The organism is Patiriisocius sp. 208BN25-11 (genome assembly GCF_058147145.1).
The window spans coordinates 252,979-278,954 of sequence record NZ_JBYVJY010000004.1 but is presented as its reverse complement, the minus strand read 5'-3'; the positions used below and the strand labels follow the sequence as shown (position 1 = coordinate 278,954).

General features: G+C 34.9%; 22 protein-coding genes. 4 read left to right on the top strand and 18 right to left on the bottom strand.

Annotated features, from left to right (window positions below):
• From ACY2RS_RS07800 to ACY2RS_RS07790, 3 genes are all read right to left on the bottom strand, one after another.
• On the bottom strand, window positions 1-239 hold a 239-nt coding region (locus ACY2RS_RS07800; RefSeq protein WP_490098070.1), incomplete at its 3' end, for a hypothetical protein.
• A 180-nt stretch (window positions 240-419) separates the two neighbouring features.
• Window positions 420-896, bottom strand: coding sequence for a hypothetical protein (locus ACY2RS_RS07795; protein WP_490098069.1), 477 nt, complete (start codon window positions 894-896; stop codon window positions 420-422).
• Window positions 897-924: 28 nt separating this feature from the next.
• Window positions 925-1,875: an NAD-dependent epimerase/dehydratase family protein gene (locus tag ACY2RS_RS07790; protein WP_490098068.1), complete on the bottom strand. Its 951-nt coding sequence runs from the start codon at window positions 1,873-1,875 to the stop codon at window positions 925-927.
• A gap of 114 nt (window positions 1,876-1,989) precedes the next feature.
• Between ACY2RS_RS07790 and ACY2RS_RS07785 the strand changes: the two genes are divergently transcribed.
• Window positions 1,990-2,583: a hypothetical protein gene (locus ACY2RS_RS07785; protein ID WP_490098067.1), complete on the top strand. Its 594-nt coding sequence runs from the start codon at window positions 1,990-1,992 to the stop codon at window positions 2,581-2,583.
• 61 nt (window positions 2,584-2,644) lie between these two features.
• Entirely contained in the window at window positions 2,645-4,690 is a 2,046-nt protein-coding gene (locus tag ACY2RS_RS07780) for a M13 family metallopeptidase (RefSeq protein WP_490098066.1), read from the top strand.
• A gap of 172 nt (window positions 4,691-4,862) precedes the next feature.
• On the opposite strand, the gene ACY2RS_RS07775 is transcribed toward ACY2RS_RS07780, so the two are convergent.
• From ACY2RS_RS07775 to ACY2RS_RS07765, 3 genes are all read right to left on the bottom strand, one after another.
• Entirely contained in the window at window positions 4,863-5,669 is an 807-nt protein-coding gene (locus ACY2RS_RS07775; RefSeq protein WP_490098065.1) for a Rossmann-fold NAD(P)-binding domain-containing protein, read from the bottom strand.
• A 14-nt stretch (window positions 5,670-5,683) separates the two neighbouring features.
• Complete coding sequence (locus ACY2RS_RS07770) at window positions 5,684-8,026, bottom strand: M28 family peptidase (protein ID WP_490098064.1); 2,343 nt, start codon at window positions 8,024-8,026, stop codon at window positions 5,684-5,686.
• Window positions 8,027-8,459: 433 nt separating this feature from the next.
• Entirely contained in the window at window positions 8,460-8,816 is a 357-nt protein-coding gene (locus ACY2RS_RS07765) for a DNA gyrase inhibitor YacG (protein ID WP_490098063.1), read from the bottom strand.
• A gap of 139 nt (window positions 8,817-8,955) precedes the next feature.
• Here ACY2RS_RS07765 and ACY2RS_RS07760 point away from each other — a divergent pair, with 139 nt between their 5' ends.
• Window positions 8,956-10,260, top strand: coding sequence for a phenylacetate--CoA ligase family protein (locus tag ACY2RS_RS07760; RefSeq protein WP_490098062.1), 1,305 nt, complete (start codon window positions 8,956-8,958; stop codon window positions 10,258-10,260).
• Between the two features lie 386 nt (window positions 10,261-10,646).
• Here the strand turns inward: ACY2RS_RS07760 and ACY2RS_RS07755 are convergent, their stop codons facing one another.
• From ACY2RS_RS07755 to ACY2RS_RS07725, 7 genes are all read right to left on the bottom strand, one after another.
• On the bottom strand, window positions 10,647-11,456 hold the full coding sequence (locus ACY2RS_RS07755; protein ID WP_490098061.1) for a glycosyltransferase family 2 protein: 810 nt from the start codon (window positions 11,454-11,456) through the stop codon (window positions 10,647-10,649).
• Window positions 11,425-12,780 carry an exopolysaccharide biosynthesis polyprenyl glycosylphosphotransferase gene (locus tag ACY2RS_RS07750; RefSeq protein ID WP_490098060.1) on the bottom strand — a complete coding sequence of 452 codons (1,356 nt, stop codon included), beginning with the start codon at window positions 12,778-12,780 and terminating at the stop codon, window positions 11,425-11,427. Before ACY2RS_RS07750 ends, ACY2RS_RS07755 begins: the two co-directional genes overlap by 32 nt.
• 5 nt (window positions 12,781-12,785) lie before the next feature.
• Window positions 12,786-13,775, bottom strand: coding sequence for a UDP-glucuronic acid decarboxylase family protein (locus ACY2RS_RS07745; RefSeq protein ID WP_490098059.1), 990 nt, complete (start codon window positions 13,773-13,775; stop codon window positions 12,786-12,788).
• 49 nt (window positions 13,776-13,824) lie between these two features.
• Window positions 13,825-15,135, bottom strand: coding sequence for a UDP-glucose dehydrogenase family protein (locus tag ACY2RS_RS07740; RefSeq protein ID WP_490098058.1), 1,311 nt, complete (start codon window positions 15,133-15,135; stop codon window positions 13,825-13,827).
• A gap of 90 nt (window positions 15,136-15,225) precedes the next feature.
• Window positions 15,226-16,452 carry an O-antigen ligase family protein gene (locus ACY2RS_RS07735; RefSeq protein WP_490098057.1) on the bottom strand — a complete coding sequence of 409 codons (1,227 nt, stop codon included), beginning with the start codon at window positions 16,450-16,452 and terminating at the stop codon, window positions 15,226-15,228.
• 54 nt (window positions 16,453-16,506) lie between these two features.
• Window positions 16,507-17,253, bottom strand: a complete 747-nt coding sequence (locus tag ACY2RS_RS07730) for a WecB/TagA/CpsF family glycosyltransferase (protein ID WP_490098056.1) — start codon at window positions 17,251-17,253, stop codon at window positions 16,507-16,509.
• A 29-nt stretch (window positions 17,254-17,282) separates the two neighbouring features.
• The gene (locus tag ACY2RS_RS07725; RefSeq protein WP_490098055.1) at window positions 17,283-18,491 is read right to left on the bottom strand and encodes a glycosyltransferase family 4 protein; all 1,209 of its coding nucleotides are present in this window, start codon (window positions 18,489-18,491) and stop codon (window positions 17,283-17,285) included.
• A 456-nt stretch (window positions 18,492-18,947) separates the two neighbouring features.
• On the opposite strand from ACY2RS_RS07725, the gene ACY2RS_RS07720 reads away from it, so the two are divergent.
• Window positions 18,948-19,787, top strand: coding sequence for an O-antigen ligase family protein (locus ACY2RS_RS07720; RefSeq protein WP_490098054.1), 840 nt, complete (start codon window positions 18,948-18,950; stop codon window positions 19,785-19,787).
• Between the two features lie 11 nt (window positions 19,788-19,798).
• Here ACY2RS_RS07720 and ACY2RS_RS07715 read toward each other — a convergent pair whose 3' ends face one another.
• From ACY2RS_RS07715 to ACY2RS_RS07695, 5 genes are all read right to left on the bottom strand, one after another.
• On the bottom strand, window positions 19,799-21,553 hold the full coding sequence (locus tag ACY2RS_RS07715) for a right-handed parallel beta-helix repeat-containing protein (RefSeq protein WP_490098053.1): 1,755 nt from the start codon (window positions 21,551-21,553) through the stop codon (window positions 19,799-19,801).
• A 187-nt stretch (window positions 21,554-21,740) separates the two neighbouring features.
• Window positions 21,741-23,063, bottom strand: coding sequence for an O-antigen polymerase (locus ACY2RS_RS07710; protein WP_490098052.1), 1,323 nt, complete (start codon window positions 23,061-23,063; stop codon window positions 21,741-21,743).
• The gene (locus ACY2RS_RS07705) at window positions 23,050-24,243 is read right to left on the bottom strand and encodes a hypothetical protein (RefSeq protein WP_490098051.1); all 1,194 of its coding nucleotides are present in this window, start codon (window positions 24,241-24,243) and stop codon (window positions 23,050-23,052) included. The genes ACY2RS_RS07710 and ACY2RS_RS07705 overlap by 14 nt, the downstream gene beginning before the upstream one ends.
• A complete protein-coding gene (locus tag ACY2RS_RS07700; RefSeq protein ID WP_490098050.1) occupies window positions 24,236-24,736 on the bottom strand; it encodes an acyltransferase in 501 nt (166 codons plus the stop codon). Before ACY2RS_RS07700 ends, ACY2RS_RS07705 begins: the two co-directional genes overlap by 8 nt.
• Entirely contained in the window at window positions 24,726-25,916 is a 1,191-nt protein-coding gene (locus ACY2RS_RS07695; protein WP_490098049.1) for an MATE family efflux transporter, read from the bottom strand. The genes ACY2RS_RS07700 and ACY2RS_RS07695 overlap by 11 nt, the downstream gene beginning before the upstream one ends.
• Between the last annotated feature and the right edge of the window lie 60 nt (window positions 25,917-25,976).

Below are 25,976 nucleotides of genomic sequence, written 5' to 3'. Positions count from 1 at the left end.
ATTTGCGAGCTGTTGTTCATTTTCAGTAACGACTTGTTTACCTTTTTTTCCCGATGTTGTCGGGACAGGTCATGCGCTAAACTTTCCTTTTTTTGCAAAGAATCTATCTTTTCGCTATCGCGGGTATCTGCGTCAAATGTCCACTGGACATTTGGTTTTTTCAAAACGTCACTAGATACCGTAGCGAGCACATCAATTTTAGTGATGTTTTTAATGTAGTTTTTTGTGAGCCGTTTCACTTTATTCTAGAACGACTTGATTTCCTTTTTTTCCCGATGTTGTCGGGACAGGTCATGCGCTAAGGAGTTAATTATGTTGAGAAGTCGACGAGTTTAGGGGTTTAGTTTTTTGGCTTCAGTTTCGTTCCGATAGCTATCGGGATCGATTTCAAAAGGTAATCTTTAGTAGAAAAGGAATTTTTACAGGGAAGTAGTTGTGATGCTTTTAAAATATCCTTCAACGATATCTTTATCTTTTTGGGTCTTTAACACAAGCAAATCATGTTCTTTATGTGTTTTGTATTGCATCATATATTTTGTCTTTCCACTTCTCGTCATTTCTTTAAAAGATAGCTGAGATGGATCATACTTTTCAGTTAGTACCAGCGTTTCGATAGTTTTGTTTTTGTGTTTTTTTAGTTGTGAAAAGCTACCAGTGGTTTGATTTAAATGAAATTCATTGTATTCCCATGAAGATGTTATTCTGTAAAGGGAATAACCAATGCCGGCTAGCATTCCTGCAACAAGTCCTTGAAACCAGCCCACCCAATAAAATAATGGTAGAAATACAATAACAGGAACTATAAGTACTTCTTTCCATTGAAAAGACACTTGATCTGACAAGATGTGTATGTCTTCTACTTTTGAAATTTTGAAGTAATCCTCGTTTTCGTTCATGCTATAAGAGATCTCAGAAGAAGGATCTTTAAGAATATTCTTTTTTCAAATTTTCAATCATCACCTCTGTCATTTGGTCCAAATTCAACTCATGTTCCCAACCCCAGTCTTTTCTTGCTTCACTGTCGTTTATGCTTTGTGGCCAAGAGTCGGCGATAGCTTGTCTAAAGTCTGGTTCGTATGTGATGGCAAACTCTGGAATGTGTTTTTGGATGCTTGCAGTAATTTCTTCTGGATTAAAGCTTATGGCCGCTAAGTTGTAGGCGTTTCTAATTTTCACATCTTCTTTAGCAGCTAGCATGATATTTACAGTTGCTCGAATAGCATCGTCCATGAACATCATGGGTAAGGTAGTTTCAGCATTTAAGAAACAGATGTATTTTTTATGTTTTAATGCTTTGTGATAAATATCTACCGCATAATCTGTAGTACCACCTCCAGGGAGCGTTTTGTAGCTTATTAATCCAGGATAACGAATACTTCGTACGTCTACATCATAGCGTTTGTTGTAATACTCACACCAACGCTCACCCGTTTGTTTGCTTATTCCATATACTGTAGAAGGCTCCATAACTGTGCGCTGTGGTGTATTTGTTTTAGGAGTTGTAGGTCCAAAAACAGCAATACTAGAAGGCCAAAATATTTTTTCAATTTTCTTGTCTTTGGCCAGATTTAATACGTTAAATAAAGAAGTCATATTTAATTCCCATGCTTTCATCGGGAACTTTTCTGCTGTGGCACTTAGCATGGCAGCCATGAGATATACATCGGTAATTTCATAACTAATTACAATGTCTTGAATGGCATCATAATCCATGGCATCAAGAATTTCAAAGGGGCCGCTTTCCATGACTATGTCACTAGCTTCACGTATATCACTTGCAATTACTTTATGATTTCCATAGATGCTTCGTAAGTACATGGTGAGCTCTGTTCCAATTTGTCCGGATGCTCCAATGATTAAAATTCTTTTTTTCATAGCAGTATTTTCAAAATTTTGACTGTAAATATAGCATTATTTCATTCGTTAAAATAGTATAAAAATGCCTCAAATGTAACAGAAAAGCTATATTTGTAGTCCTTACAGTACTTTATGAAACGGGACTACGTATTATTTTTATTTCTAGGCTTTTTTTTAAGTATTCTAAGTTGTGGTGATACTGAAAATTTAGATACTCAAACTGCATTAGAAGATGCGACACAAGATCAAGTGTTTGGTGTGAAAAATAAGCCACTTCCTACCTTTACTGAAAACGCTGCAAACTATATTGCCACCTGGCCCGTTTTTGAAGATGTTACCAGCGAAGTAAAAGCCATAAATGGCGCAACGCTCAAAGAGATTAAAGAACGAAGTGCTTTCCTTGTCTCCAGAATGGATTCGCTCACCAAAAAAATTCCTGATACGCTATATACACAAGCCATTCTTTCTCGTGTTATAGTAGCCAAAACAAGAGCTGCAATTATACAACAAGAAGCCAACAAAGGGAGATTAGATTCTCTTGGGATGCAGAAAGCAATTCAAGAGATGCATACAGCTACTTCAAACTTAATCGTTCAAATCAATGAAAAGTTTGAGAAGGATAGTGAAGATAGAAAAGTAAAAGACAACGAAAAGAAAGAGATGGAATTGCGCAAAAAGCGTTTAGATTCTATTTATAAAGCAGAATTAAAAGATCAAAATAAATAGTGGTGGTTTCTTGTAACATTTCAGAAGAAAACACTACTAACCTAATCAAAAATAACCAAGTATGAAAACTAGAATATGGCTCTTTGCAGCCGCTGCAAGTATTGTATTTACAGCATGTAACAACAAAGAAACCGCTAAAGAAGAACGCGGTATCATATTATCTAACATGGATACCACAGTAAGTCCAAAAACTGATTTTTACAATTATGTAAATGGAAATTGGATGAAAAACACAGAAATCCCAGCAGACCAAGTGCGTTGGGGTGGTTTTGGTGTATTACGTAAAAGTACAGATAAAGATGTATTGGCTATTTTAGATAAGGCCGATAAAAGTGGCACCTATGCTGCGGGAACAGATCAAGCAAAAGCCATTGCTATATTTAACACAAAATTAGATACAGTTGCTAGAGATAAGGCGGGTATTGCACCATTACAACCTGCTTTAGATGCTATTGCTGGGATACAAACAGTAGCAGATTTTCAAAAGGTTATTACGCAATATGCTACGAGTGTTTCACAACCATTTTTTGGATTAGCAGCGTTTTCAAACCCATCAAACAGTGCGATTAATTCTGCATATATCACACCTGGTGGTTTAGGTTTACCAGATAGAGATTACTACACAAATACAGATGCAAAGTCTATAGAAATTAGAGAACAGTACGTAGACCATATCACTAGAATGCTTCAGTTTTTAGGAGATGATGAAGCTAGTGCTCGTTCACAAGCTGAAACTATTTTAGCTTTCGAAACAGCACTTGCAATGCCAAGATTGGATAAAGTTCAGAGCCGTGATTTTAGAAACTTCAATAATCCAAGATCTATGGCGCAAATTCAAGAAATGGTGCCAGCAATTACTTGGAAAACGGCCATTAAAGATTTGGGTGTAGAAAAAGAGTTAGATACCCTTATTGTAATGCAACCAAAATACATGGAAGTAGTACAAAACACCTTTGCAAAAGGAGATATTGACACTTGGAAAACAGTAATGCGTTGGGCTACATTTAACGATGCTACCGGACAACTAACAACCGAAATAGAAAAAGCAAATTGGGATTTTTACAGCAAAACATTGAGTGGTGCTAAAAAACAACGCCCAGCAGATGAGCGTGCACTCGGAACTGTAAACGGTACTGTTGGAGAAGCTTTAGGAAAATTATACGTTGACGAAATGTTTCCTCCAGAAGCAAAGGATAAAGCAGAGAAAATGATTGGAAACGTAATTGCTGCGTACCAAGATCGTATCATGGCATTAGACTGGATGAGCGACGAAACGAAAACCAAAGCTGTGGAGAAGCTAAATAAGTTTACCGTAAAAATTGGATATCCAGATAGCTGGGAAGATTACAGTAAAATGGAGGTAAGCGCAGACAAGAGTTATTATGATAACATGCAAGCAGTAAGTGCTTGGGGTTTCAAGAAAAACTTATCTGAAATCAACGAGCCAGTAGACAGAACAGAGTGGGGAATGTCTCCACAAACTGTGAATGCTTATTTCAATCCGTTTAACAATGAGATTGTATTCCCTGCAGCTATTTTACAGCCACCTTTCTACGATTATAAAGCAGACGACGCTGTAAACTATGGTGGTATTGGAGCTGTTATCGGACATGAAATTTCACACGCTTTTGATGATAGTGGCGCTCGTTTTGATGGTGATGGTAACCTTGTAAACTGGTGGACCGATGAAGACTTAAAGCAATTTGGAGAACGTGGTAAAGCATTAGCTGACCAATACAGTAAAATTGAAGTAATTGATAGTGTGTTTGTAAATGGTGAATTCACCTTAGGAGAAAACATTGGAGATCTAGGAGGAGTTTTAGCTGCTTATGATGGTTTACAACGTCATTTTAAAGAAAACGGAAGACCAGAAGATATCGATGGTTTTACAGCAGAACAACGTTTCTTTATGAGCTGGGCTACGGTTTGGAGAACGAAGCAACGTGATGAGTCATTACGTACACAAGTAAAAACAGATCCGCACACGCCAGGGCGTTGGAGAGCGACAGAACCTCTTAAAAACGTAGATTCATTTTACGAAGCCTTTAATATTGTAGAAGGAGACCCAATGTATGTTGCCCCAGAAGATAGGGTACGTATTTGGTAGAGTATTAAAACAGAAATTTTAAAGACCTTATAAAAAGTTGAAAATTAACTTTTTGTCTGGTTGAGCGCAGTCGAAACCTATCTTAAATTGTTAAGTGGGTTGTAGTTCTCTCCCGAAGCTTCGGGAGCGCTCGAACAGACATCTACGTTTGCTTTTTATAGGGTCTTTATTATTATATCATTTCTTTAAAGGTATACCCAAGGATTTTTTCTAGATGAAGCGAATTTATTTGTTTGACAGTATCCTTTTCTGTTTCCTCTAAAAATTCTGGTGGTGTAAGTTGAAGCGCGAGTGCTTTTTCTTTATAATATTCTTTTTTTAAAGGGTGTTTTGGGTGTACGCCGTTAAAAATATGTCCGTAGGCTTCTTGTCGTATGATCTTGCTAATAATACCAATGCAATCGTTTCTATGAATAAGATTTACGGGCGCATTTGCACCACGCAATTCGGTTCTACCAGCAAGATACTTTACGGGTTGCCTAGAGCCTCCAATAAGACCTCCAAAGCGTAAAATGCTTGTCTGTAATCCAGGAGCGTTAAAAAATAATTGCTCTACCTGAAATAATTGTCTCCCAGCTTCAGTGCTTGGTTTGGGGATGTCCTTTTCAGTCACTACTCCTTGGGTGTCGCTATATACAGAAGTGCTACTAATAAAGATAACATGCTGCACTTGGGCTTTTAAAATTTCAGAAAGAAAATGAGACATTTTTAAGACATAATCTGCTCCAGTGTTTCTTCGCAAACCAGGGGGTATCATGATTACTAAGGTCTCCACATGTTTTAAAAAACCTTGTACGGGACCTACAACCCCATCTTCTGTACAATTTACAGCATAGGCATCGATGCCATTTTGTTGTAAGGTGGTTGCTTTATCCTGTGAGGTAACAGAACCTTTGGTGGCATACCCTAATAGATTTAAATGCTGGGCTAAGGGGTTTCCTAACCAACCTAATCCAGCAATAGCGATTGTTTTTTTCAAGCCGAAATTTTAAATTATTGAAGACTGTCTTGTTGTGTTCTAAAGTCGTCTATGCTAAATGATTTTGCATTGATCACGGCATCGGTATTCACAAAGGGTTTGGGCGTCATATCCTTACCTCTTGGTGCTACATTTAACATTGGATTACTTAATAAATCAAAGCCATATTCGAGTACTTTAAATCTTGGAACTGGCGCTTTGTCGGGTAAGGAATAGGATACATGCAACGAATCTGTATCGGCCACATAATATCGAAGTAACCCATCATTTTCTCTGTTAAAGAAATACTGACCGAGGCTGTCTTTTTCTGAAACGTTCACCCCATTAAAGGCAAGCGATGTAAAATCAATGTCTTTGTTAGTGTACAATCGCATTTGATGCACATCTCGTTTTGGTGTAATGGTATATTTCACAGTACGCATCCCGTTTTGGACACTATCTTGATGCACTTGAACGTCAAACGATGGAATAGCAACCACAGGAGCTTTTGCTGCAAATTGATATCCTGTGTTGTATTTGCTACCCGCTGCACTCTCTACATAAGTAGCTGCTTCTTTTGGATCTTCTCCTAGATAGGTGCGTGTCCAGTCATCTAGTAGGTCATCATAGGTAACCCAATAGGCTTCTCCTGTATCAATGTTATTATAATAGGATAAACTATTTGGTTTTTGACGTACCTCAGAAAAAGAGCTTTGTAGGTGTGAAATAATAAAAAAGACCAAAGCAAGTCCTAAAAATAGATAGGATAAGATGTTTTTAAGTTTGTAAAAACCAAAAATGGGGAGTAAAAGACCAAATAGGAATACCGTAAACACACAACTTATCACAATATGATCTGATCCTAAACCAATAGGGAAAAATTGAATCAACGGTGCAAATAAAAACAAAGCCGGAGCAGCTAGTAATGCCATGCCAATAAAACTTGGATTTGGCCATTTTATAAGGATGAACCATGAAAGGAGTCCGAAGAATACTGGAATAATAAAGAAAGCTGCTCCTTTTAAGTATATAAAAACAACCACATTAATAACGAGCCATAAAAATAAGGGAGCTGCCAGTAAATTAACAACACTGTTGTGTTTACCAAAAGAGTGGTATATTTTAAATAGTATACCAATACATAGGGCTACAAAAAACCCAATATAAACATGACCATTGTATTTAAATCCGTGTTGTATTTCTCCATATTGTGGGTAGATAGCTTCTAGTAATTGCCAGCCATAATAACCAATAAGACCACAAATTACTAGGGCTAGAAGTAAAGGTATAAATCCTTTTAAAATACCATTAAGATGTAGTTTGTGTTTTGCAAGGCCATAGGCTAAAATGACAATAAATAGTACAAATGCTAGGATAAGCATTGGTAAAATCCAAGCAAAGGGATAATGAATAAATGTTACTAGCGGCATGTTTACATATACCGAGTCGTCTTCTGCTTTCAAGCTACTTAGATCTGAAGCAGCAAAGTGATGTAACAAAGGAAGCAAGTAACTTCCTTGGTGTTGTAGGGTTTCAATATCAAGATTCTCAACCGTGTCGTTAGCGGTATGGTAATCGAAATGGTCGTCTATAAAAGCAAAAAACATGCTTTCTATATCGCCGTCTTCCCTAAAAATGGTAGAATCTGTATCGTTGGGGAGCATTTTATAAACGCTATACATAAGCGAAGAGGCTACTGGGTATTGAACATCTGCTGCTGTAAATGCCTTGATCAGGTTGGTATTTCCGCCATTGGTTTCTACAATCATGTTGCTTTGTCCGCCACTTCCTCTTGCTTCAAAGTTGAGCACAAGACCACTATTTTGTGCCCAAGGATGTTGCTTTACAAAAAGAGAAGCACCATCGAGTCCTATTTCTTCGGCATCGGTAAAGAGCACAATAATATCATTAATCGGACTAGCGCCACTCGCGTTATAGGCTCTAAGACTTTCGAGTATGGTAACCACACCACTTCCTGCATCACTAGCCCCAAAAGATGGCACTAGCGCACTATCATAATGAGATAGTAGGACCAATGCTTTTCCATTTCCAATTCCTTTTAAACGGGCTACAATATTTTTTGGCTTGATAAGACCTTGGTACGAATTGCTAAGTATAAAATCTTCTTGAACCTGTGTTTCTAGTCCTAGTTTTTCTAGTTCTGAAATGATATAACTCCGTACGCGGTTATGTTCATCGGTACCATGGTAATGGGGTGCTTTTGCAATTTCTCGAAGTGGTATTAAAGCACGTTCTGCAGAAAATTCGGTATCTGGAGCTGAAGCTGGAGTGGCACTGGAAGGTAATAGGCTGTCAAAACTTAAGCCAATAAGAAGCCCAATGACTATAAACGAAACAAGAGCACTAATGTATTTCATGGTAAGGGAGTTGGTTGGTTGTTGTATGTATTATTATAATTTGTAATTAATCTTACACATTTTAAATGTATTAAAGACAATTAATCAATAATGTTAAAATCTAAAGTTTAATATATTCTTTTTTGCATTGCCCAAAAAAGAAATCTACAAAGGAGATTCACGAACACTTAAACAATAAATACGCGTAAGCTAATCAAAAAAGTCTAGCCTTAACCTAACAAGTCACCCAAAACGCTTAAAAAAGCTAAACAAAATGAACTCGCCTTTACTTTTAAAATTAACTGAAATTAATATATTTAGTTAGGCTCAAACAGCCTTTTGTTTTGACGCTTTTTCAAACTATGGGTCCCGACTTCTTAGCTTAGGGCGATTTTTCACTCAATAAAATAAATCATTATTTCTTTAAAGTACAATATAGAATATTGAATATGCTTTATAAAGTGATATCTACTTTTACGAGTAGGTACCAATCGTTGTCAAGTGCTAAATAGCCTTGATCATATACATAATGATACACAGATCCTGTTTTTGTTACATACTGACCGGTATAAAATTTAAAACTAAACTGGTGTTTTAGCAGCGTTTCTTTTTTGACTTTCGTTTTGTCTTTGCTGTTTAATGTTTTTAGGATACGATAGTTTTTACGAAGCCTGTTATTAATATTTCGCACCAGATTATTGCCGTCTTTATTGAGGTTGTTATTATGCGCATTGCGACAGCCATCACTACAGAATTTTTTATCTGCACGGCCAATAATTTTATCGCCACATTCTGGACATGTTTTTTCCATAGCTTTAAAGATACTAAATACTAGCCGTTTACAAATAGTTGTTATTGAATTTAGTTTCTAATAAAATCTGCTTACTGCAACTGAATACTGAGTACTTGATTATTACTATCTTTAACCCCTCACTACCAACAGTACTTTTTTGAGTTTATTTAATTTTAGTCTTCGCGTTAACGGATTTCCTATTGAGGAAGCCAAAAAACAGTTACAGCAAATCCAAGCCGTTCCTGAACAAGACTATGAGGCTTTTATTTTAAAAAAGCGAAGTGAGATAGTAGCCTATCATCTAGCGAATAATGACTATTACAAAGAACTTGTCGGGGCAAATCATACAGATTGGTTATCCCTTCCAGTACTAACCAAGGCCGATTTACAGCAGCCTCTGCAAAAACGATTATCTAAAGGTTTTACACCCAAAAATAGTTATGTGAACAAAACCTCTGGTTCTAGCGGACATCCTTTTGTCTTTGCTAAAGACAAAATGTGTCATGCCTTAACATGGGCAGAAATCATGGATAGGTTTGGTTGGTTTGATATTGATTTTAACAGCACTTTGCAAGCCCGTTTTTATGGGATTCCGTTGGATAAAGTAGGCTATTTTAAAGAACGTTTAAAAGATCGCTTAAGCAGCAGGTATCGCTTTCCAATTTTCGATTTGTCAGATACAAAACTAGCCTCGTTTTTAGGACATTTCCGTAGGAAAAAGTTTGAGTATATTAATGGCTATACTAGTTCGATTGTCTTGTTTGCAAAGTATGTAAAAAAGCAAGGGTTTGTACTCAAAGAAGTATGTCCATCACTACGCTATTGTATTGTGACCAGTGAAATGTTGTTTGATAGTGACAAAGCATTGCTTCAGAAAGCTTTTGGCGTTCCTGTGATTAATGAATATGGAGCAAGCGAATTAGATTTAATAGCATTTACCAATGCGCAGGACGAATTTGTGGTTAATAGTGAGACGCTTTTTGTTGAAATTTTAGATGCTCAAAATAAGCCCGTCCCTCACGGAACAGAGGGGCGTATTGTAATTACAGCTTTGTATAATAAAGCCCATCCCTTAATTCGATACGATATAGGAGATACCGGAAGTTTTACAGAAACGAGCACGTTTAAAAAACCCGTATTAAAAACCTTGATTGGCCGCACCAACGATGTAGCAACCCTACCTAGTGGGAAAACGGTGCCAGGTTTGACCTTTTATTATGTCACCAAAAGTGTGATTGAAGATGACGGAAATGTAAAAGAGTTTGTGATTGAGCAGTTGGCATTAGACCACTTTAAAATTATATATACTTCAGAACGTCTTTTAACTGATATAGAAGAACAGCATATTAAAGACGCTTTATACACCTATTTAGAACCAGGTTTGACCTTGGTATTTGAGCGTGTAGAAATTCTTGATAGAGCGAACAGAGGGAAGTTGAAGCAGTTTGTTTCTCGAATTTAGACCACTTACTCCTTCGCTTAAAGCTACGGCGGCACAAGGTCGCTGCTAGAAGATGGACCATTGTGCCTCCGCTAAAGCTTCTGCGACACGCGGACGCTTGCGCTCATTGATAGAAGTTAGATCGTTCACTTTGTTCACTGGTAGAGGATAGAAGTTTAAGTGTTTATATGTTTAAGAGCTTAAAGGAGTAGCAAAAAAGGGTTTACAAATCTTTCGCTCGTCACTCGTATATAAGTTTTAAAGGCGCAAAGGTGCAAAGATGCAAAGGGCCAAAGTAGCAAAAGGGGGATTTTTCAAAGTATTACATTAGTAATTTTCAAATTAATTTCACCCGTCACCCGTATTGAAGTTTCAAAGACGCAAAGACGTAATTTCAGAGTATCACCTTAGTAGTTTTCAATTTGTTTGGGGCGATGTATAAAGTATTCCCAGAAGAAACGCAGTAAATGCATAGAAGATTTGAGTGTTGAACAGCCTAAATATTCTTTATAAAAGGCATAATTGTATTTAATTAAGTTTAGTTTGTTGCCACTCATATTGTTTTCGTGAACTCTATAATACGCCAAGTCTTCTTGGATGCCTAGAGCTGGTTTGCCGCTTTTTTTGATGGCTTCTAACCAAACCGCCCAATCTTGACGCTTGCGAATGTTAGGGGCAATTATTTTACCTAGTGTTTTGCAATTGTAAATGCCCGTAAGATTTCCGATGTAGTTATTACTGTGTTGTTTTTGGTAAGAAAGAGTAGGAAGGGCTTTGATACGTTTTTGTAATGGGTTTCCTTTTCCGTCAATGTGTGTATAGCTTGTGTAGGATACTTCACATTGCTGTTCTTGCATAAAAGAAATTTGGCGCCCTAACTTTTTCGGGTGCCATAGATCGTCAGCGTCTAAGAAGGCAATAAAATCTCCTTGTGCTAGTGTTGTTGCTTTGTTTCGACAATGGGCAGCACCTTTATTTGTAGTGCCTTTAACCAGTTTTATTCTAGTGTCTTTTTGAGCTAGTGTTTCAACAATTGAGATACTGTTGTCTGTAGAAACATCATCTACAATAATATGTTCCCAGTTTGAGTATGTTTGGGATTGTACCGAATGTATGGTTTGTGAAATGTAGGGAGCTGCATTATACAGCGGTGTGATAATGGAAACCAGCGGTTGCTCAAGGGGGTTAGTATGCTTTTTCTTCTCCTCTAATGGCATTGTAAATGGTTTGAAAAACAATTTTAATATCCATGATTAAAGACCAGTTTTCTAGATAGAAAATATCGTGCTTTACTCTATTGATAATATCTGAATCTGATTCTACCTCACCTCTATAGCCACTTACCTGTGCCAAACCAGTAATACCAGGCTTTACAAAGTGACGTACCATAAATTTGTCAATTTTTTCGGCATACATGTGGGTATGACTTACCATATGAGGTCTTGGACCCACCACAGACATATCGCCTTTGAGGACATTTATAAATTGTGGCAATTCGTCCATACTCGTTTTTCGAATAATACGACCTACTTTAGTTACCCTTTGGTCTCCTTTGGTGGCTTGGTACAAATCTGCTGTAGGACTCGGTTTCATAGACCTGTATTTGTAACAATTAAATTCTTTGTAGTCTAAGCCGTTTCTTTTTTGTTTGAAGAAAACAGGGCCTTTAGACTCTAGTTTAATAAAGAGTCCTAGAAGCGGTGTCAACCAAGATAAAATAAATACAATTACAAACAGCGATAATGCAATATCAAACGCTCTTTTTATAAATTTATTGAAGGGCTCGTCGGTAGGAATTTTTCTTAGAGATAGAATTGGCAGGTATCCATAATATGAGAAATCAAGCTGTTTTCCGAAGATTTCTTTATTGTCTGGCAGAAATTTTAGCACCTTTAAATTATTGTCGGCAAAATCTATTACTTTGGCCATGCAGGCGTCACTTAATTCATTTACAGAGGCATACATTTCATCTACATTACTTTCGCTTATTTCTTTAAAAACACTCTCAAGAGTATTGTCATCATCATTCTCTATGTCATAGCTTTTTACAAGGGTATAGCCATATTCGGTATTGACATTAAAAAAGTGGGCAAGTTCTTTTGTTTTGTCATTTACGCCAAGAATAACCACTCTTCTAACATTTCCGCCGAGAAAACGCCTATATTTTTTAAGTAGAAAATAAATAGAGGTTTTAATTAAAATAATGACACCCATCACGGTACCCACATATTTTAAAATGGTGCCAGCTTCTTGTTCTAGTTCTTTGTAAAACCCAAAGAAAGCAAATACTAATAGTAAAAAAATGATGGCTTGTTTGGAAGCTAATGAAAGGATTTTTATAAATTTAGTAAACCTATAAATCTCATAAAAATTAAGAATCATGGAAGAACTTACCCATGCAATAGACATAAAAAAGATGTAATTGGTATACGTAGAGCTTCCTTCAAATAATAGGTAGGCAAACCCATGAATGACACATAAATCTATGGCATACGAAATAGGTCTTAAAAACCCTGAATATCGACCTCTTTTAAATATCATGTACCTTAGGCTCTTATGTGTTTTGAAAAATCTTTATGTTCACTTTTAAAGAGTTCTTCTTTTGTCAAGCTTTTAAAATAGTTGTAGGTAATTTGCATGCCGTCTTCTCTTGAAACTTTTGGCTCCCAGCCTAATATTTTTCTCGCTAAGGTAATGTCTGGCTCGCGCTGTAAGGGATCATCTTTAGGTAACTCTTTAAAGATAATTTTTTGTTCTGTACCCGTTAGTTTGATAATCTCTTTGGCAAAATCTAGGATGGTAATTTCTTCTGGATTTCCAATGTTTACTGGGTCACTGTAGTCGCTTAATAATAGTTTGTACAAGCCATCTACTTGGTCATCTACATAACAGAAAGAGCGTGTTTGTAATCCGTCTCCAAAAACTGTAAGATCTTCTCCTCGTAGCGCTTGCCCAATAAAAGCAGGGATAACACGACCGTCATTGAGTCGCATTCTCGGACCATAAGTATTAAAAATTCTTGCAATACGTGTTTCTATGCCATGAAAACGATGGTAGGCCATGGTGATCGATTCTTGAAAGCGTTTCGCTTCATCGTATACCCCACGAGGGCCAATGGTATTTACATTTCCGTAATAGGTTTCTTTTTGCGGGTGCACTAACGGATCACCGTATACTTCGGAAGTAGATGCGATCATAAATCGCGCATTTTTCTCTTTCGCCAACCCTAATAAATTATGCGTCCCTAAAGACCCCACCTTAAGGGTTTGAATAGGGATTTTTAAATAATCTATAGGACTCGCAGGAGAGGCAAAATGTAAAATATAATCTACATTACCAGGTACGTGAACAAATTTGGTAACATCATGGTGGTAAAAGTCGAAGTCCTCTAACTGAAAGAGATGTTCGATGTTGCGTTTATCTCCAGTAATAAGGTTGTCCATACCAATCACTTTATATCCTTCGGCAATAAATTTATCGCAAAGGTGTGATCCTAAAAACCCAGCAGCTCCAGTAATTAAAACAGTTTTTTTCATGTGTTTTTTTTATACTTTCTGAAATTTTATTGGTTCAGAAAATAGTTTGTTACCCAACATCGTTTCTACCAATCGAAATATATGTAAATGCCTCGGCTTGCATATCGTTTGTATTGTATAGGTTTCTACCATCAAAGATGACAGGTTGCTTGAGAAGTTGCTTCACTTTTTCAAAATCTGGTGTTCTAAAAATACTCCACTCGGTACAAATGCATAATGCATCTGCTCCATCTAAAGCTTCATACATGCCTGAAGTGTATTTGAGTGAGTCTCCAAAACGTTTTTTGATGTTTGGCATTGCTTCAGGATCAAACACTTGTAAGGTAGCACCTCTTTCTAAGAGCCCTTTCATCATATATAAAGAAGGTGCTTCTCTAATATCATCTGTTTCTGGCTTAAAAGCAAGTCCCCAAATAGCAATGGTTTTACCGGTTAGATCGCCCTTAAAATGACTTGTTATCTTAGGGAGTAAAATTGTTTTTTGAGAATCATTTACTTGAATAACCGAGTCTAATATTTTGAAATCATAGGCAGCATCACGTCCTGCTTTTTGTAATGCTTTTACATCTTTTGGGAAACAAGATCCTCCATAGCCAATACCAGGGAATAAGAATCTTTTTCCAATTCTAGAATCGGTTCCCATACCTACACGTACCTTGTCAACATCTGCGCCTACCTTTTCACAGTAGTTGGCAATTTCATTCATGAAGGTAATCTTGGTCGCTAAAAAAGAGTTAGCAGCGTATTTGGTAAGTTCTGCACTCTTTTCATCCATGGTAATGATTGGGTTTCCTGAACGCACAAACGGACTGTATAATTTTTGCATTAACGCCGTTGCTCTTTCACTACTAGATCCAATCACAATACGTTCTGGTTTTAAGAAATCGTCTACCGCAAATCCTTCTCTTAAAAACTCCGGATTAGAGACCACATCAAAATCGCAAGAAGCATTTTTGGCGATGGTCGCTTGTACTTTTTCGGCAGTACCTACGGGCACTGTACTTTTGTCTACAATTACTTTATAGCTTTTAATTTTTTGACCAATGTCTTCACTTACACCTAAGATGTATCGTAAATCTGCACTTCCATCTTCGTCTTCAGGGGTGGGTAAGGCTAAAAATACAATATCGCCATGGTCTAGGCCTTCGTCCAAAGAGGTGGTAAACGTTAATCTTCCCGCGTTGATATTGCGTTCAAATAATACATCTAAGTGAGGTTCATAAATGGGTACAACACCGTTTTGCATTTTGGTCACTTTGTCTGCATCAATATCTACACACACGACTTCATTTCCCGTTTCGGCGAGACAGGTTCCTGTTACTAAGCCTACATATCCAGTTCCAACTACGGTTATTTTCATAGAAAATTTTATTTAGTCATTTCCGCGAAAGCAGAAATCTAATTTTTTTATTTTTTATAAGATGCTGCAAAAATACACTTTGCTAGCTTTTTATGCTTCTTTTGGGGCATCGATTTCAGTATAAGTGCGGTTTGCCAATACAATTATGAGTATTAATCCAACATAATACACACCTATTTGACGATGAAAGATATTTTCAATCATGGCATACTCAATAAATGTGCATAAAATAGCTGTTTGAAAAAAGTGCTCTCGATTTTTCATAAAGGTCCAAACTAAAAACAAGCCAAAGAATAGCAGCCCCACATATCCACTACTTAGTAGGATATCCAAAAATTGATTATGACTATTGTATCGTTGCGACACAAAGAGTTCTTTTTTTTCTGGATTAGATATTTTTGCATCATAGCAAAGCGCCAATGCATCTTTAGTTGCTTTAAAGCCTATTCCGTTTAAAGGAAGCGCTTCGTTTTTTAATATTTCAGCACTACAACCCCACGTAATTAATCTTGTTTCTGTGGTGTGTGACGCTTTTAGATTTTTGTTTAAAAAAGAGGCAAATGAAATAGGCGTTGTGCTTGTTTTTTGTTGCTGAAATTTTAGATAAAATAACCCAGCTATTAAGAGACCCACAAAACCAATAGCAATGGGAATACGAATGTTTTTTTTGCTGCCGTACACTTGACGCAATAATAATAGCCCAAGTAATATAAGTCCTGCAATTTTTGAAATCACTAAGACAATAAACAAGAGGTTAATGATAATGGCGGCTAAATAATACGCATTGTGTGGATGGTATGTTTTGCGCATAGAACGGTACGAAAACAAAATACTTAATACGCTTATGAGGCCAAGATACAACCTGTCTACCAGTAGTGCTTCTATCATCATGCGACTATCTCCAAACATGAAATTTGGGTTGGTGTTGGCGCTATACACAATACTAATTACCGAAAAGACAATGGCTGCAATGGAGGAGGCGATCACTGCTTTTTGCACTTTTCTATCGTATTGTATGGGGAGGTATAAAATCACGAGGCCCAGTGCAATCGCTATTTTTTTTAGTACGGTGACATCTGTTTCAAATCTCCCAGAGAGTAGGCTATTGAGTACAAGATACCCGAAGAATAATAAGAATAAAAAGAAAGGGACTTTTTTAATTTTCTGAAAATGCTCTCTTTTAATAATTGCCGGAAAGGTAATGGTAAGGATGATGAGTAGAATATTTGGCAATGCACGAATGTAATCATCAAAAGGAATGATGAAAAATAAGAGCATAAATGCAAAGGGGTAAATAGAAGCAAGTAGTATTCTCATAATATTTCCGAAGCCATTAAAAGGCTCAAGGTACTCAACAATGTGCAGATAGCCTTATGCCTTTTTAAATTTTTCTTTGAGTACCAAATAGATAAATTTACTGTTCCCAATTAGGTATCGTTTCCACATGCGCTTGGGTTCTTGTAAAAATCGATAAAACCATTCCAATCCGGCATTTTGCATCCAAACAGGAGCTCTTTTGGTGACACCCGCAATGACGTCAAAACTACCGCCGACGCCCATTTTAAAATTAACGTTTTTCAGGATTTCTTGATTTCTGTACAAGAAATTTTCTTGAATAGGAGATGTAATGGCTACAAAGAGGATGTTAGCCTTACTTTCCACAATACTTTGGGCAATTTCTGTTTCTTGGTCTCTTGTAAAATAACCGTTTCTGTATCCAGCAATAACAGATGCGTCATATTTGTTCGTGTAGTTTTTGATAACACCCGTTACGACTTCTTCTTTAGCCCCTAAGAAAAATATTTTATATCCTTCTTTGTGAGACATTGCAACCAAATTTTCTAACAAGTCTATCCCTGCTACTCTTTCTTTTAATGGCTTTCCTAGAAATTTAGAAGCCCAAATAACAGCTTGTCCATCTGCTTGTATTACCTCGCTTATTTCGATGCTAGTTTTTAACTCAGGGTCTTCATTTATTTGAATAATTTTACCCGCATTGATATCGGCTAGGTTTATGCTTTTGTTTTGCGAAATAACATCCTTTACCATTTCAATGGTTTCCTGCATCGTAAGGTTGGCGATGGTGTTATTTAATATAGAAATAGTATTTAAATTCAATTGTATTGTTTTAATTTCCTAACGAAAGACTAATGTAATACCGAATGATAAAGATTTACATAGCGTTCTACATTTTTTATCCAACTTTTATTATCAATTACGTATTGTTGCGCATTTGTTATAATACGGTCCTTTTCGTTGAGGGGCATAGCGCTTATTTTTAAAAGAGCATCTTTTAAGGATTGTTTGTTTTCTGCTTTAAACAAAAGGCCATTTTCATTGTGCGTTATTATTTCTTTGATACCGCCAACATCACTCCCAAGCACTAGCTTTTTATATGCAAAAGCCTCTAGTGGTTTTAAGGGCATTACAGAGTTTGTAACATTATTACTTAATCTTGGATTTACAATAATGTCTATAGTGTTAAATGCTTCGTGGATTTTATCTGAATCAATACGCCCTTTAAAAACAATATTTTTTAAATCGGGTCGTGATTTTATTTTATCAATAACGTTAGCTTGACTAATACCGCCACCGTACAATACTAGATCAAATACATGACCTTGATCTGCTAATTCTTGAAAAGTTTCAACAAGAAATTCGATTCCTTCATATGCTGTTAAGGTTCCAATATAACCAAATACCATTGCTGTATTTTCTTTTTTAGAAGGTACAATGCTATTGTTAATTAAGGTAGTGTTTATAGCATTGTTTACAACAGTACTGTTATTAAAATGATATCCTTTTTCTGTAAAATAAGTTCTTAGTTTATCATTTAAAAAAACCGCATGTGTCGCTTTTTTTAAGGTAAACGCTTCGATTTTAAGGAGTAAAGATTCTGTGTATTTTTCAAAACGATTTTTTACAGTTTCTTTTTTCTGAAACATCCATAGCGATCTAAATTCGTAAACCACAGGTTTTTTTAGCAATTTGCCAACAAGAATAGACGGGATACCACAAAAAAACATGGCGTGTGCATGAATGATGTCTGGCTTCTCCTTTTTTGTAAGTTTATACAAAGCAATTGCAAAGGTTACAATCGAAAATAATTTACCAATTCTTGATAAAATACTTTTTTGTTGGTCTGAAATAGAATTAATCTTTGTTTTTGAAGTTCTATAATAGTTAATTGAATGAATTTGATCACAAGCAGTACCAGTTACTGAATTTTGAAAGGGAGATGTTATAGCAAGTACATCAATACCTTTTTCTTTTTGTGAAAGTAAGATATCTCTACTTCGAATACTAGATCCAGAAATTTGAGGTAGCGATTGATATAATACGTGAAGAACTTTCAATTTAATTTATTGTAATGTGTTTATAAAAATTTATATTATAGCTTTGCAAAGCTACATTAATCTATGACTGTTTTACCTAAAATAAATAAACATTTTGCTGGACTTTTTTTGCTCATATTTTTTGTTGCAAGCCTCCCTTTAAAAAATAATATAAATAGTATTGCAATTATATTATTGTCTGTTTATAGTGTTTACTTTCAATATAAACATCGTAGTTTTAATAAAGAGATATTCAAAAAACTTTTCCCTTTTGTACTCTATTTTTTAATGGCCTTACTAAGTGTTTTATACTCTGAAGATGTTTCTAGGGCTTTTAAAACAATAAATAGATTACTCCCTTTCTTGCTTTTCCCTTTTGTTTTTTCTACACTATCGATACAAAAAAAGGAGATATCTGTTCTATGTAAGTTCTTTGCAATTTGGATTGTTTTTCTATGTCTGTTCTCGCACACGCAAATGCTTATTAAGCTATACAATAATAACGATGTGTTGTTTAATTTTTTTAATAGCCATTACTCATACATGAGTTTGTCTAATGAGACTTTGGGCATCCATAGTACATATTACGCTTATTTTGTCCTTATCGCGATTATTCTTTTTGTAGACCTACTTATAAGAGAGCATTCTTTGAAATGGAAAGTTATATGGCTCTTAGCAATAGGCTATCTAACATTTTTTATTTTTCACCTTTCGGTGCGATTACCTATCGCAACACTTTTTCTACTCTTTAATATTGCCATAGTGTATTATTTCATGAAGAAAAAGGCATTAAAGAAAGGAGTATTGTATTTATTGTTACTATACGGACTTACGTTCTTTGTAGGATATAATGTGAGAATTACACGATATCGTTTTCAACAGGTCTTTGGGTTTACTTATGCTGGCGGATATGAATACAATGATGGAGCAAATAAACTAAAACAGTGGGAGGCAGGAATAAAGGCAAATACAAATGTACTTTTAGGAGAGGGAATTGGTGATGCTAATAATAGCATATATGCTTCTAATAGAAATTTAGGTTTAGATGAATATGCCGAAAAAAAGTACAATGCTCACAATCAATACATACAAACATATGTTGGTATAGGAGTGCTTGGAGTACTTGTTTTGTTATGGATATTTGGAAATAGCTTGGTCAGTTACTTTAGGCGACGAAACTTTGTAGGGATTCTATTTGTAACTAGCTCATTCATGCTTTTTATTACAGAATCAATTTTAGAAAGACATCATGGAATAGCCTTATTTTCTTTTTTAGTTTGCTTTTCTTTTCTGATGAATCCGACAAAAAAAACCTAACATTTCAGAATTTAATCTTCAAACTTTATCACTTTAATAGTACCATCTGGTAATTTTATTTTTAATTTATTGTCGTTAGCGTCTAAAAATATAGTTCCGTATTCGTTGTTATACTCAATTTCTTGAGGAGCTACTTTTTTAACACCAACTGATGTTGTAAGTAAATTTGAAGATAATCGCATGAGGTTATTCTTCAACCTTTCTAAATGAATATCGAAATCGTTCACCCCGTCTCCCCAATTTAGTTTACCACTATTTTCGAGACTAAAATTTGGTGCATAAGATGCTTCTGAATCTCTTAATGTTGTTTGAAAAACAGTCTCTTTGTTTGAGTCGTTTTGGTATTCAATAACACTATTTTTATTGTACACTTTAGAGGTTCCTTCGGCTGTAAGGTCATCATAAAAACTTGCTTTCTGAGAGGGATCTCCATCAAAGGTTATTTTTTTAGTGTTTTCATTTAATAGTTTCCAATGGCTGCCTTTAATAACAGTACCTCTTGCTTCTTTTCCTAGATGTATTACAGATTTTGTGTCTACATTTTTAACACCAAAAAAGTAATTTGAAATAATAGAAGTTCCTACAGTATATTCTATGTCAATTTCGTGGGCATCATCATTATAGATTCCATTTCCACCAAAAAGGCTTCCAATAATTAAAGGGGCGTCTGTATATTTACTATCGGTCCCTTGAATTTTAATGCCTCCTTGTCTGTTTGCATTAAAAGAACAGTATGATACTACTGTTTGTTCACTTGCATATAGACGAATACCATAATTTCTATTTCTAGTAAATTGTGTGCCTAAAATAGTACAGTTAGAGGCAACCCAGTTTAATAAGATACCACTTTCTCCATTATTAGAAATAGCGCAATTATTCACTTCTAAATGATTAGACAAGAGCGAAACACGAATACCATAGCCTTCGTTGAGTTCTATCGTAGAATTTAGAACAGAGAGCATAGAACCATCTTCAAAAAAAATACCGTCTCCTTTGTGTCTATAAATAGTTACATCTGAAACTACAATAGCATCTCCTCTTTGGGCAAATCCATCTCCATCCCACGGATCTGCAAATTCATTATTAAATGCGTATGCAATATGAATACCATTATTTCCTCCTCCAAGTTGGGCCTTTATGTAAAGTTTTTTAAACCCCATACCATGCACTCTATTTTCATTGGTACCAATGGCTTCGATGGAATTTTTATTATCTGAAATATTATAAATCACAGAGCCGTCTCCTTCACCTTCAAGTTGTACTTTGTTTTGCATACGAATAGTATCATCAATGATATAGGTTCCAGCAGGAAAATAAACGGTTCCTCCTCCACTTTGGTTACAAAAAACAATGGCTTTGTTTATGGCTGTTTGATCTGGAATGTTGTCATTCGTTTTTGCGCCAAACCATTGTGGGAAAAAGCGATCTGTGGTTGGCTTCCCTGTAACGGTAAGACCGCTACTTGTGTCAAAAATTTGATGCAGCCCGGCTTGGATACTTGCATTAACATTTATTGTTCCTTTGCCTTTAAAAAGACCACTAGTTTCAAAAACTAGATGAATGGATGCGGGTATGGTGTGTTTTTTTTTGAGAAGAACATTTCCAGTAACTTTAAGGGTACAAGATTTTGAGCCAATCTCTCTTAAAATAGATTTTAATTGTTTGTCTGTGGTGGCTTCCGTTAAAATATATTCGCAGGGGTTTTGAGAGAATAGGGTGGATGTGGCAATGAGGAATGTTAGGAAGAGAAGGATATGTTTTTTCATTGTATGTGAAGTTGTATTTCTTACAATATACTTAATACCTTTTATATATTACAATCTTCATTTAGGACATCTTAATTATTGGCATTTAATATGTTACTAATGTCAAAACTAATTTCATTAAATAGAAATTATTCACTATGTTCAGGTGTAGAAAATGAAATCGGTGTGGATTTTTAGTTAATTAAACTCATTCTTCAACTTTAATGATTTTAGCTACAGAAACATAAAAGAGTATGATGATATATGCTACGAGGTATTCAAACTTGAAAAACCCGCGATGGTATAAATGTAAAAACTGTGTGAGTGTAATTACATATAAGAGTTTGTTTACGTCACTAAAGAATGATTTTTTGTAGAAATAGTAGATAAGTAACGAGATAAAAAATAATACGACAACCGTTCCATATTTAAAATCCATATACAAAGCGCCAAAAATTCCAGGGGTAATACCGCCTCCAATTCTAGAGTTGTATAATTGTTTTGAAAGTAAAATACCCGGAGATATTTGCTCACCAGGCAGCAGCGTGGCTATTTCTGAAAAGAAGATGGGATAATCGAACCATTTATTGTAAAAGTTGTTACTCACAATTTTTTCGGTAATACCCACAGTTTCTCTAAGTGAAAAATACAAAGGAGCTATTAAAATATAATACCAAGTAACTTTTGAGAAATAACGCATTACCAAGTCGTTTGTTGAGATAAATGCATCCGAAAATATTCTTCGTGTGTAATAGGTTATTTGTATCAATAAGAAGGAAAGGAAACCATACTGATAGATTCTAAATTTATACTTTTTCCAGAGGTCACTATCGCGTAAGTAATAGCGTCTATTTCTTGGAAACCCCTTTAGAATAAAAAGGATCATTAAGGACATGACTATAATTAAAACCGTCCCTCTACTCCCAATAAAGAATGGTGGTATGAGTGGGAGAATGATAAAAAATAAGATATTCTTTTTGCTAAATTGAGATCTATTGAAAAAGACTATAAATAGTGGAATGTATAAAGTAGATTTTAAAATGTACGCTATTTTAGGATTTAAAAAGAAACGTAATTCTTGGTTCACAAGTATGTTTCCAATACTAACATATACATACGCCAAGATAGCAAATACAATAAGCAAATGCAGTAAAACAAAATCTGTAAGCCTTTTTGTAACGACCAGTTTTGAATACGGCTTTGGGATTAATTTTGCATTAAAATTTCCGATAGAAAATAAAAACGGAAGTAAAATACAAATGATCCCTATCGTGTAGAGCCTTAATGTTTCAAATGATATAATACCCCTGTAGGTCGATATATTAAGAAAAGGGATAAAGTAATATAGAAACAAAAACAACGCAAGAAACTTCGTATTTAGTGATTTTCTAACAACAACAACTGTAAACAGAAATAAAGAAAATAAGATATGCGTTAGTTCATAAATTTCGAACGGGATAGTAATTATTACAGTGATAAGTAAACACACTAACAGGGTGTCGTGCATTTTTTTGAATCTAACTAATTTCATTACTGCTTATTTTAAAATTAGTATAAAGTAATATGCATAAATATAGTGCTATTGGCGCATTATTAAAAAATGTTCCTGAGAGAAAAGCAATACTTAAAAGTAATGTTATTTGTACTTTTCCAAAACGATCTAAGCTTGTAAATTTAATAATATGCTTAAAATAATACCCAAGGTAGATACACCCTCCTAGGATGCCAAAAAACAAGAATACATCTATAAAATCAAATTCTACACGATATTTTGTAAAGTTAGTGCCACCCACAATATAGTTTAAAAAAGACCAATGCGCTTCTACCATGTCTAAAAGATCAGTCTTTAAATTTATATTTCGATAGGAAGTTGCCATAGTGATAAATCCGCTTTCATTATAGACGGTAACCAAGACTTCAAATGTCTTTTCTAAAACAGATAGAATAGCATTTTTAAAAATTAAAAATACAAGGAAAGCGCCACCTACTAAACCATAAAATAATTTGCTGAGGTAAAATTTATAGACTACAAAAAGATGTAGCAGTGTCAGAAATGTAAATAAGAGTAATGCTTTTGTGCCTACTAATAAACTTGCTAGAGAAGCAACTATAAATAGTACTTTATAGCGCATAGCGTGATTCCATTTATAAGCCAAATAGCTAAGTGATATGGCATAAAAAAATGTTGAAATGCTTGGTACTAAAAATAACCCACTAAAACCAAAACGTGTGCCTTGGTAGGTTTGAAACATCTTAATATCAAACAAAAAACCTATAAAAATAAGAACAGTATTTACGATAATGATCCACTCAAAAGCGGTGAGTACCTTTTTGTTTATAGGGATGTTTTGTATGCCATTGTAAAAAAGAAGTATGGAGAAAATAAATAGAAATCTCGAGAAGAAAATGAAGTTTTTAAAGAGGTGTTCTTCAAAGCCATAAGGTGAAAAAACATAGTGTCCCACAAAAAAGAAACCTGTAAGCACGGTAATAAACAAAAGAGTTTTTTTTCTAAAGGGAGTTAGGTGTAACAGACTTACTAGAATGCTTATTCCAAAAAATAAACCTCTTGTAACCGCACTAAAATTATGAAAATCGCAATGTGCATATACACAAATTTTCACCATTGCATCACCCACAAATAGGAGCAACAACACGAATAGAAGCGAAGTACTGCTTTTTGTAAAAGAGATGATTTTTTCTTTAAGCATTTGCGCCTATTTTTTTTAGTACTCTGCAAGGATTTCCAACCACCAAAGATCCGTTTTCAATATTTTTATTCACCAAAGTATTAGCTGCTATAACGCAGTTGTCTTCAATAGTTACTCCTGGAAGGATGGTAACATTAGAGGCAATCCAAACATTTGAGCCAATAGTAACTTTTTTTTGAGTGTATCCTTGTTGGTAGATAGGCGTGTGTACATCTTCAAAATTATGATTCTGACTATAAATAGTAACGTTTGGACCAATTAGAACATCATTCCCAATTTTAATTCCGCCTCCAGCATGTAGAATACATCTTCTGTTTATGGACACATTATCTCCGAGCTCTAATTTGCTAGGAGAATCAATATGTGTGTGGTCCCAAATACGTACTTTTTTACCATTTTTATAGGGTAAACACATATTTCTAATACGGCACCCAATGCTACCAGGAATAGCTTTTAAAAATGATAATACCCATAACTGTAGTTCATACATCATATGCTTTCATTTTTAATTGTTTTAAAGAATTATAATACCAAATAATAATTCTTGAAACCCAAATTAATAATATAGACAGCGTTACAATTTCAATGCTAGTCATATACGAATATCCAATCCATAGTATTAGAACAATGAAAAACAATGATTGAAAATTTGCATTTCGTATCAATTTTACTGAACCAATAGCGCCAAGTACCGAGGATAGTAGGCTATAATTAATTCTAGTGACTCCTAAGAGCACTAACAAAATAATCAGTATCCAATCTCTTTCAAAAGAAATAGCAGGAATCAAATCAACCTTATTTAAGAGCCAAGAAATACCTATAATACCAATAGCAAGCACAATTGAAAGCACATTAATTCTTACTAACTTCTTCGTTACTATTTCAACAGAAGCATTGGTTTTAAAATATACCAATTCTTTAAAGCCAATATATCCTTGAAGCAATGAAAAGGGAAAGTAAAAAATGGTCGACAGATAAAAATAGTTTCCAAACGTTTCAGAACCGAAGGAACCTTTAATAAAAAAGCGATCAAAAAATGCAATAAAAGTTAGTGTGAGCATTGATAGCGTGAAATGAAAACTGTATCCTAAAATTGTTTTTAATTTTAAGTCGATAGCATACTTTAAAGCAGTGTTTTTTAGCATATACACAGTAAAAACTACCCAAATAATAATACAAGCATATGAAAACAACTCAATAAAATAAGTGATGTCTTTTCCTTGTTGCAACAGCAGGAATAGTGCAATAATTAATAGCAAAAACTTCCAAGCATTATTTACAAATTGTGCAAATGTAAAATCACTTTGTATTCTTAAAACGTTGTAATAGAACATTGTCATAGCGCTTGCAAATGTGAACAGTAAGAGCACCCAGTAGTTAATTTCTAAAGTAAAAAAATAACTAACAAAAAAGAAACTGAGCAAGCTACTAGCTATCAAGCCAACTCCAATAATACCTACAATAACTTTTTTGTCAATTTTTATGACTGAATTTTCAGAAACTTCGGCAATCCTCATAAATACTTGTTCGAGCCCTAAAAGACCAAAAGAAATACAAAGCTGTAAAAAGGTTATAAATATGGAATATTCTCCATATTCAGCATCGGTTAAGATGCCTTTTAAAACAATATTTGTAAGAAAAACAGAACCAGCCCCTACTATAATTAATAGCAATGAGAAATGTTTTTTTATAAGAATTAAAAGTCTCAAAAAGTAATTTTATAAAACCAGAAT

Coding starts and splice junctions, on each gene's coding strand:
- ACY2RS_RS07780 (WP_490098066.1), top strand. CDS start 2,645: ATGAAAACTAGAATATGGCTCTTTGCAGCCGCTGCAAGTATTGTATTT.
- ACY2RS_RS07705 (WP_490098051.1), bottom strand. CDS start 24,243: ATGCTTAAAGAAAAAATCATCTCTTTTACAAAAAGCAGTACTTCGCTT.
- ACY2RS_RS07710 (WP_490098052.1), bottom strand. CDS start 23,063: ATGAAATTAGTTAGATTCAAAAAAATGCACGACACCCTGTTAGTGTGT.
- ACY2RS_RS07750 (WP_490098060.1), bottom strand. CDS start 12,780: ATGATATTTAAAAGAGGTCGATATTCAGGGTTTTTAAGACCTATTTCG.
- ACY2RS_RS07740 (WP_490098058.1), bottom strand. CDS start 15,135: ATGAAAATAACCGTAGTTGGAACTGGATATGTAGGCTTAGTAACAGGA.
- ACY2RS_RS07795 (WP_490098069.1), bottom strand. CDS start 896: ATGAACGAAAACGAGGATTACTTCAAAATTTCAAAAGTAGAAGACATA.
- ACY2RS_RS07715 (WP_490098053.1), bottom strand. CDS start 21,553: ATGAAAAAACATATCCTTCTCTTCCTAACATTCCTCATTGCCACATCC.
- ACY2RS_RS07720 (WP_490098054.1), top strand. CDS start 18,948: ATGCTTATTAAGCTATACAATAATAACGATGTGTTGTTTAATTTTTTT.
- ACY2RS_RS07770 (WP_490098064.1), bottom strand. CDS start 8,026: ATGAAATACATTAGTGCTCTTGTTTCGTTTATAGTCATTGGGCTTCTT.
- ACY2RS_RS07765 (WP_490098063.1), bottom strand. CDS start 8,816: ATGGAAAAAACATGTCCAGAATGTGGCGATAAAATTATTGGCCGTGCA.
- ACY2RS_RS07785 (WP_490098067.1), top strand. CDS start 1,990: ATGAAACGGGACTACGTATTATTTTTATTTCTAGGCTTTTTTTTAAGT.
- ACY2RS_RS07735 (WP_490098057.1), bottom strand. CDS start 16,452: ATGAGAATACTACTTGCTTCTATTTACCCCTTTGCATTTATGCTCTTA.
- ACY2RS_RS07755 (WP_490098061.1), bottom strand. CDS start 11,456: ATGCCATTAGAGGAGAAGAAAAAGCATACTAACCCCCTTGAGCAACCG.
- ACY2RS_RS07700 (WP_490098050.1), bottom strand. CDS start 24,736: ATGATGTATGAACTACAGTTATGGGTATTATCATTTTTAAAAGCTATT.
- ACY2RS_RS07745 (WP_490098059.1), bottom strand. CDS start 13,775: ATGAAAAAAACTGTTTTAATTACTGGAGCTGCTGGGTTTTTAGGATCA.
- ACY2RS_RS07790 (WP_490098068.1), bottom strand. CDS start 1,875: ATGAAAAAAAGAATTTTAATCATTGGAGCATCCGGACAAATTGGAACA.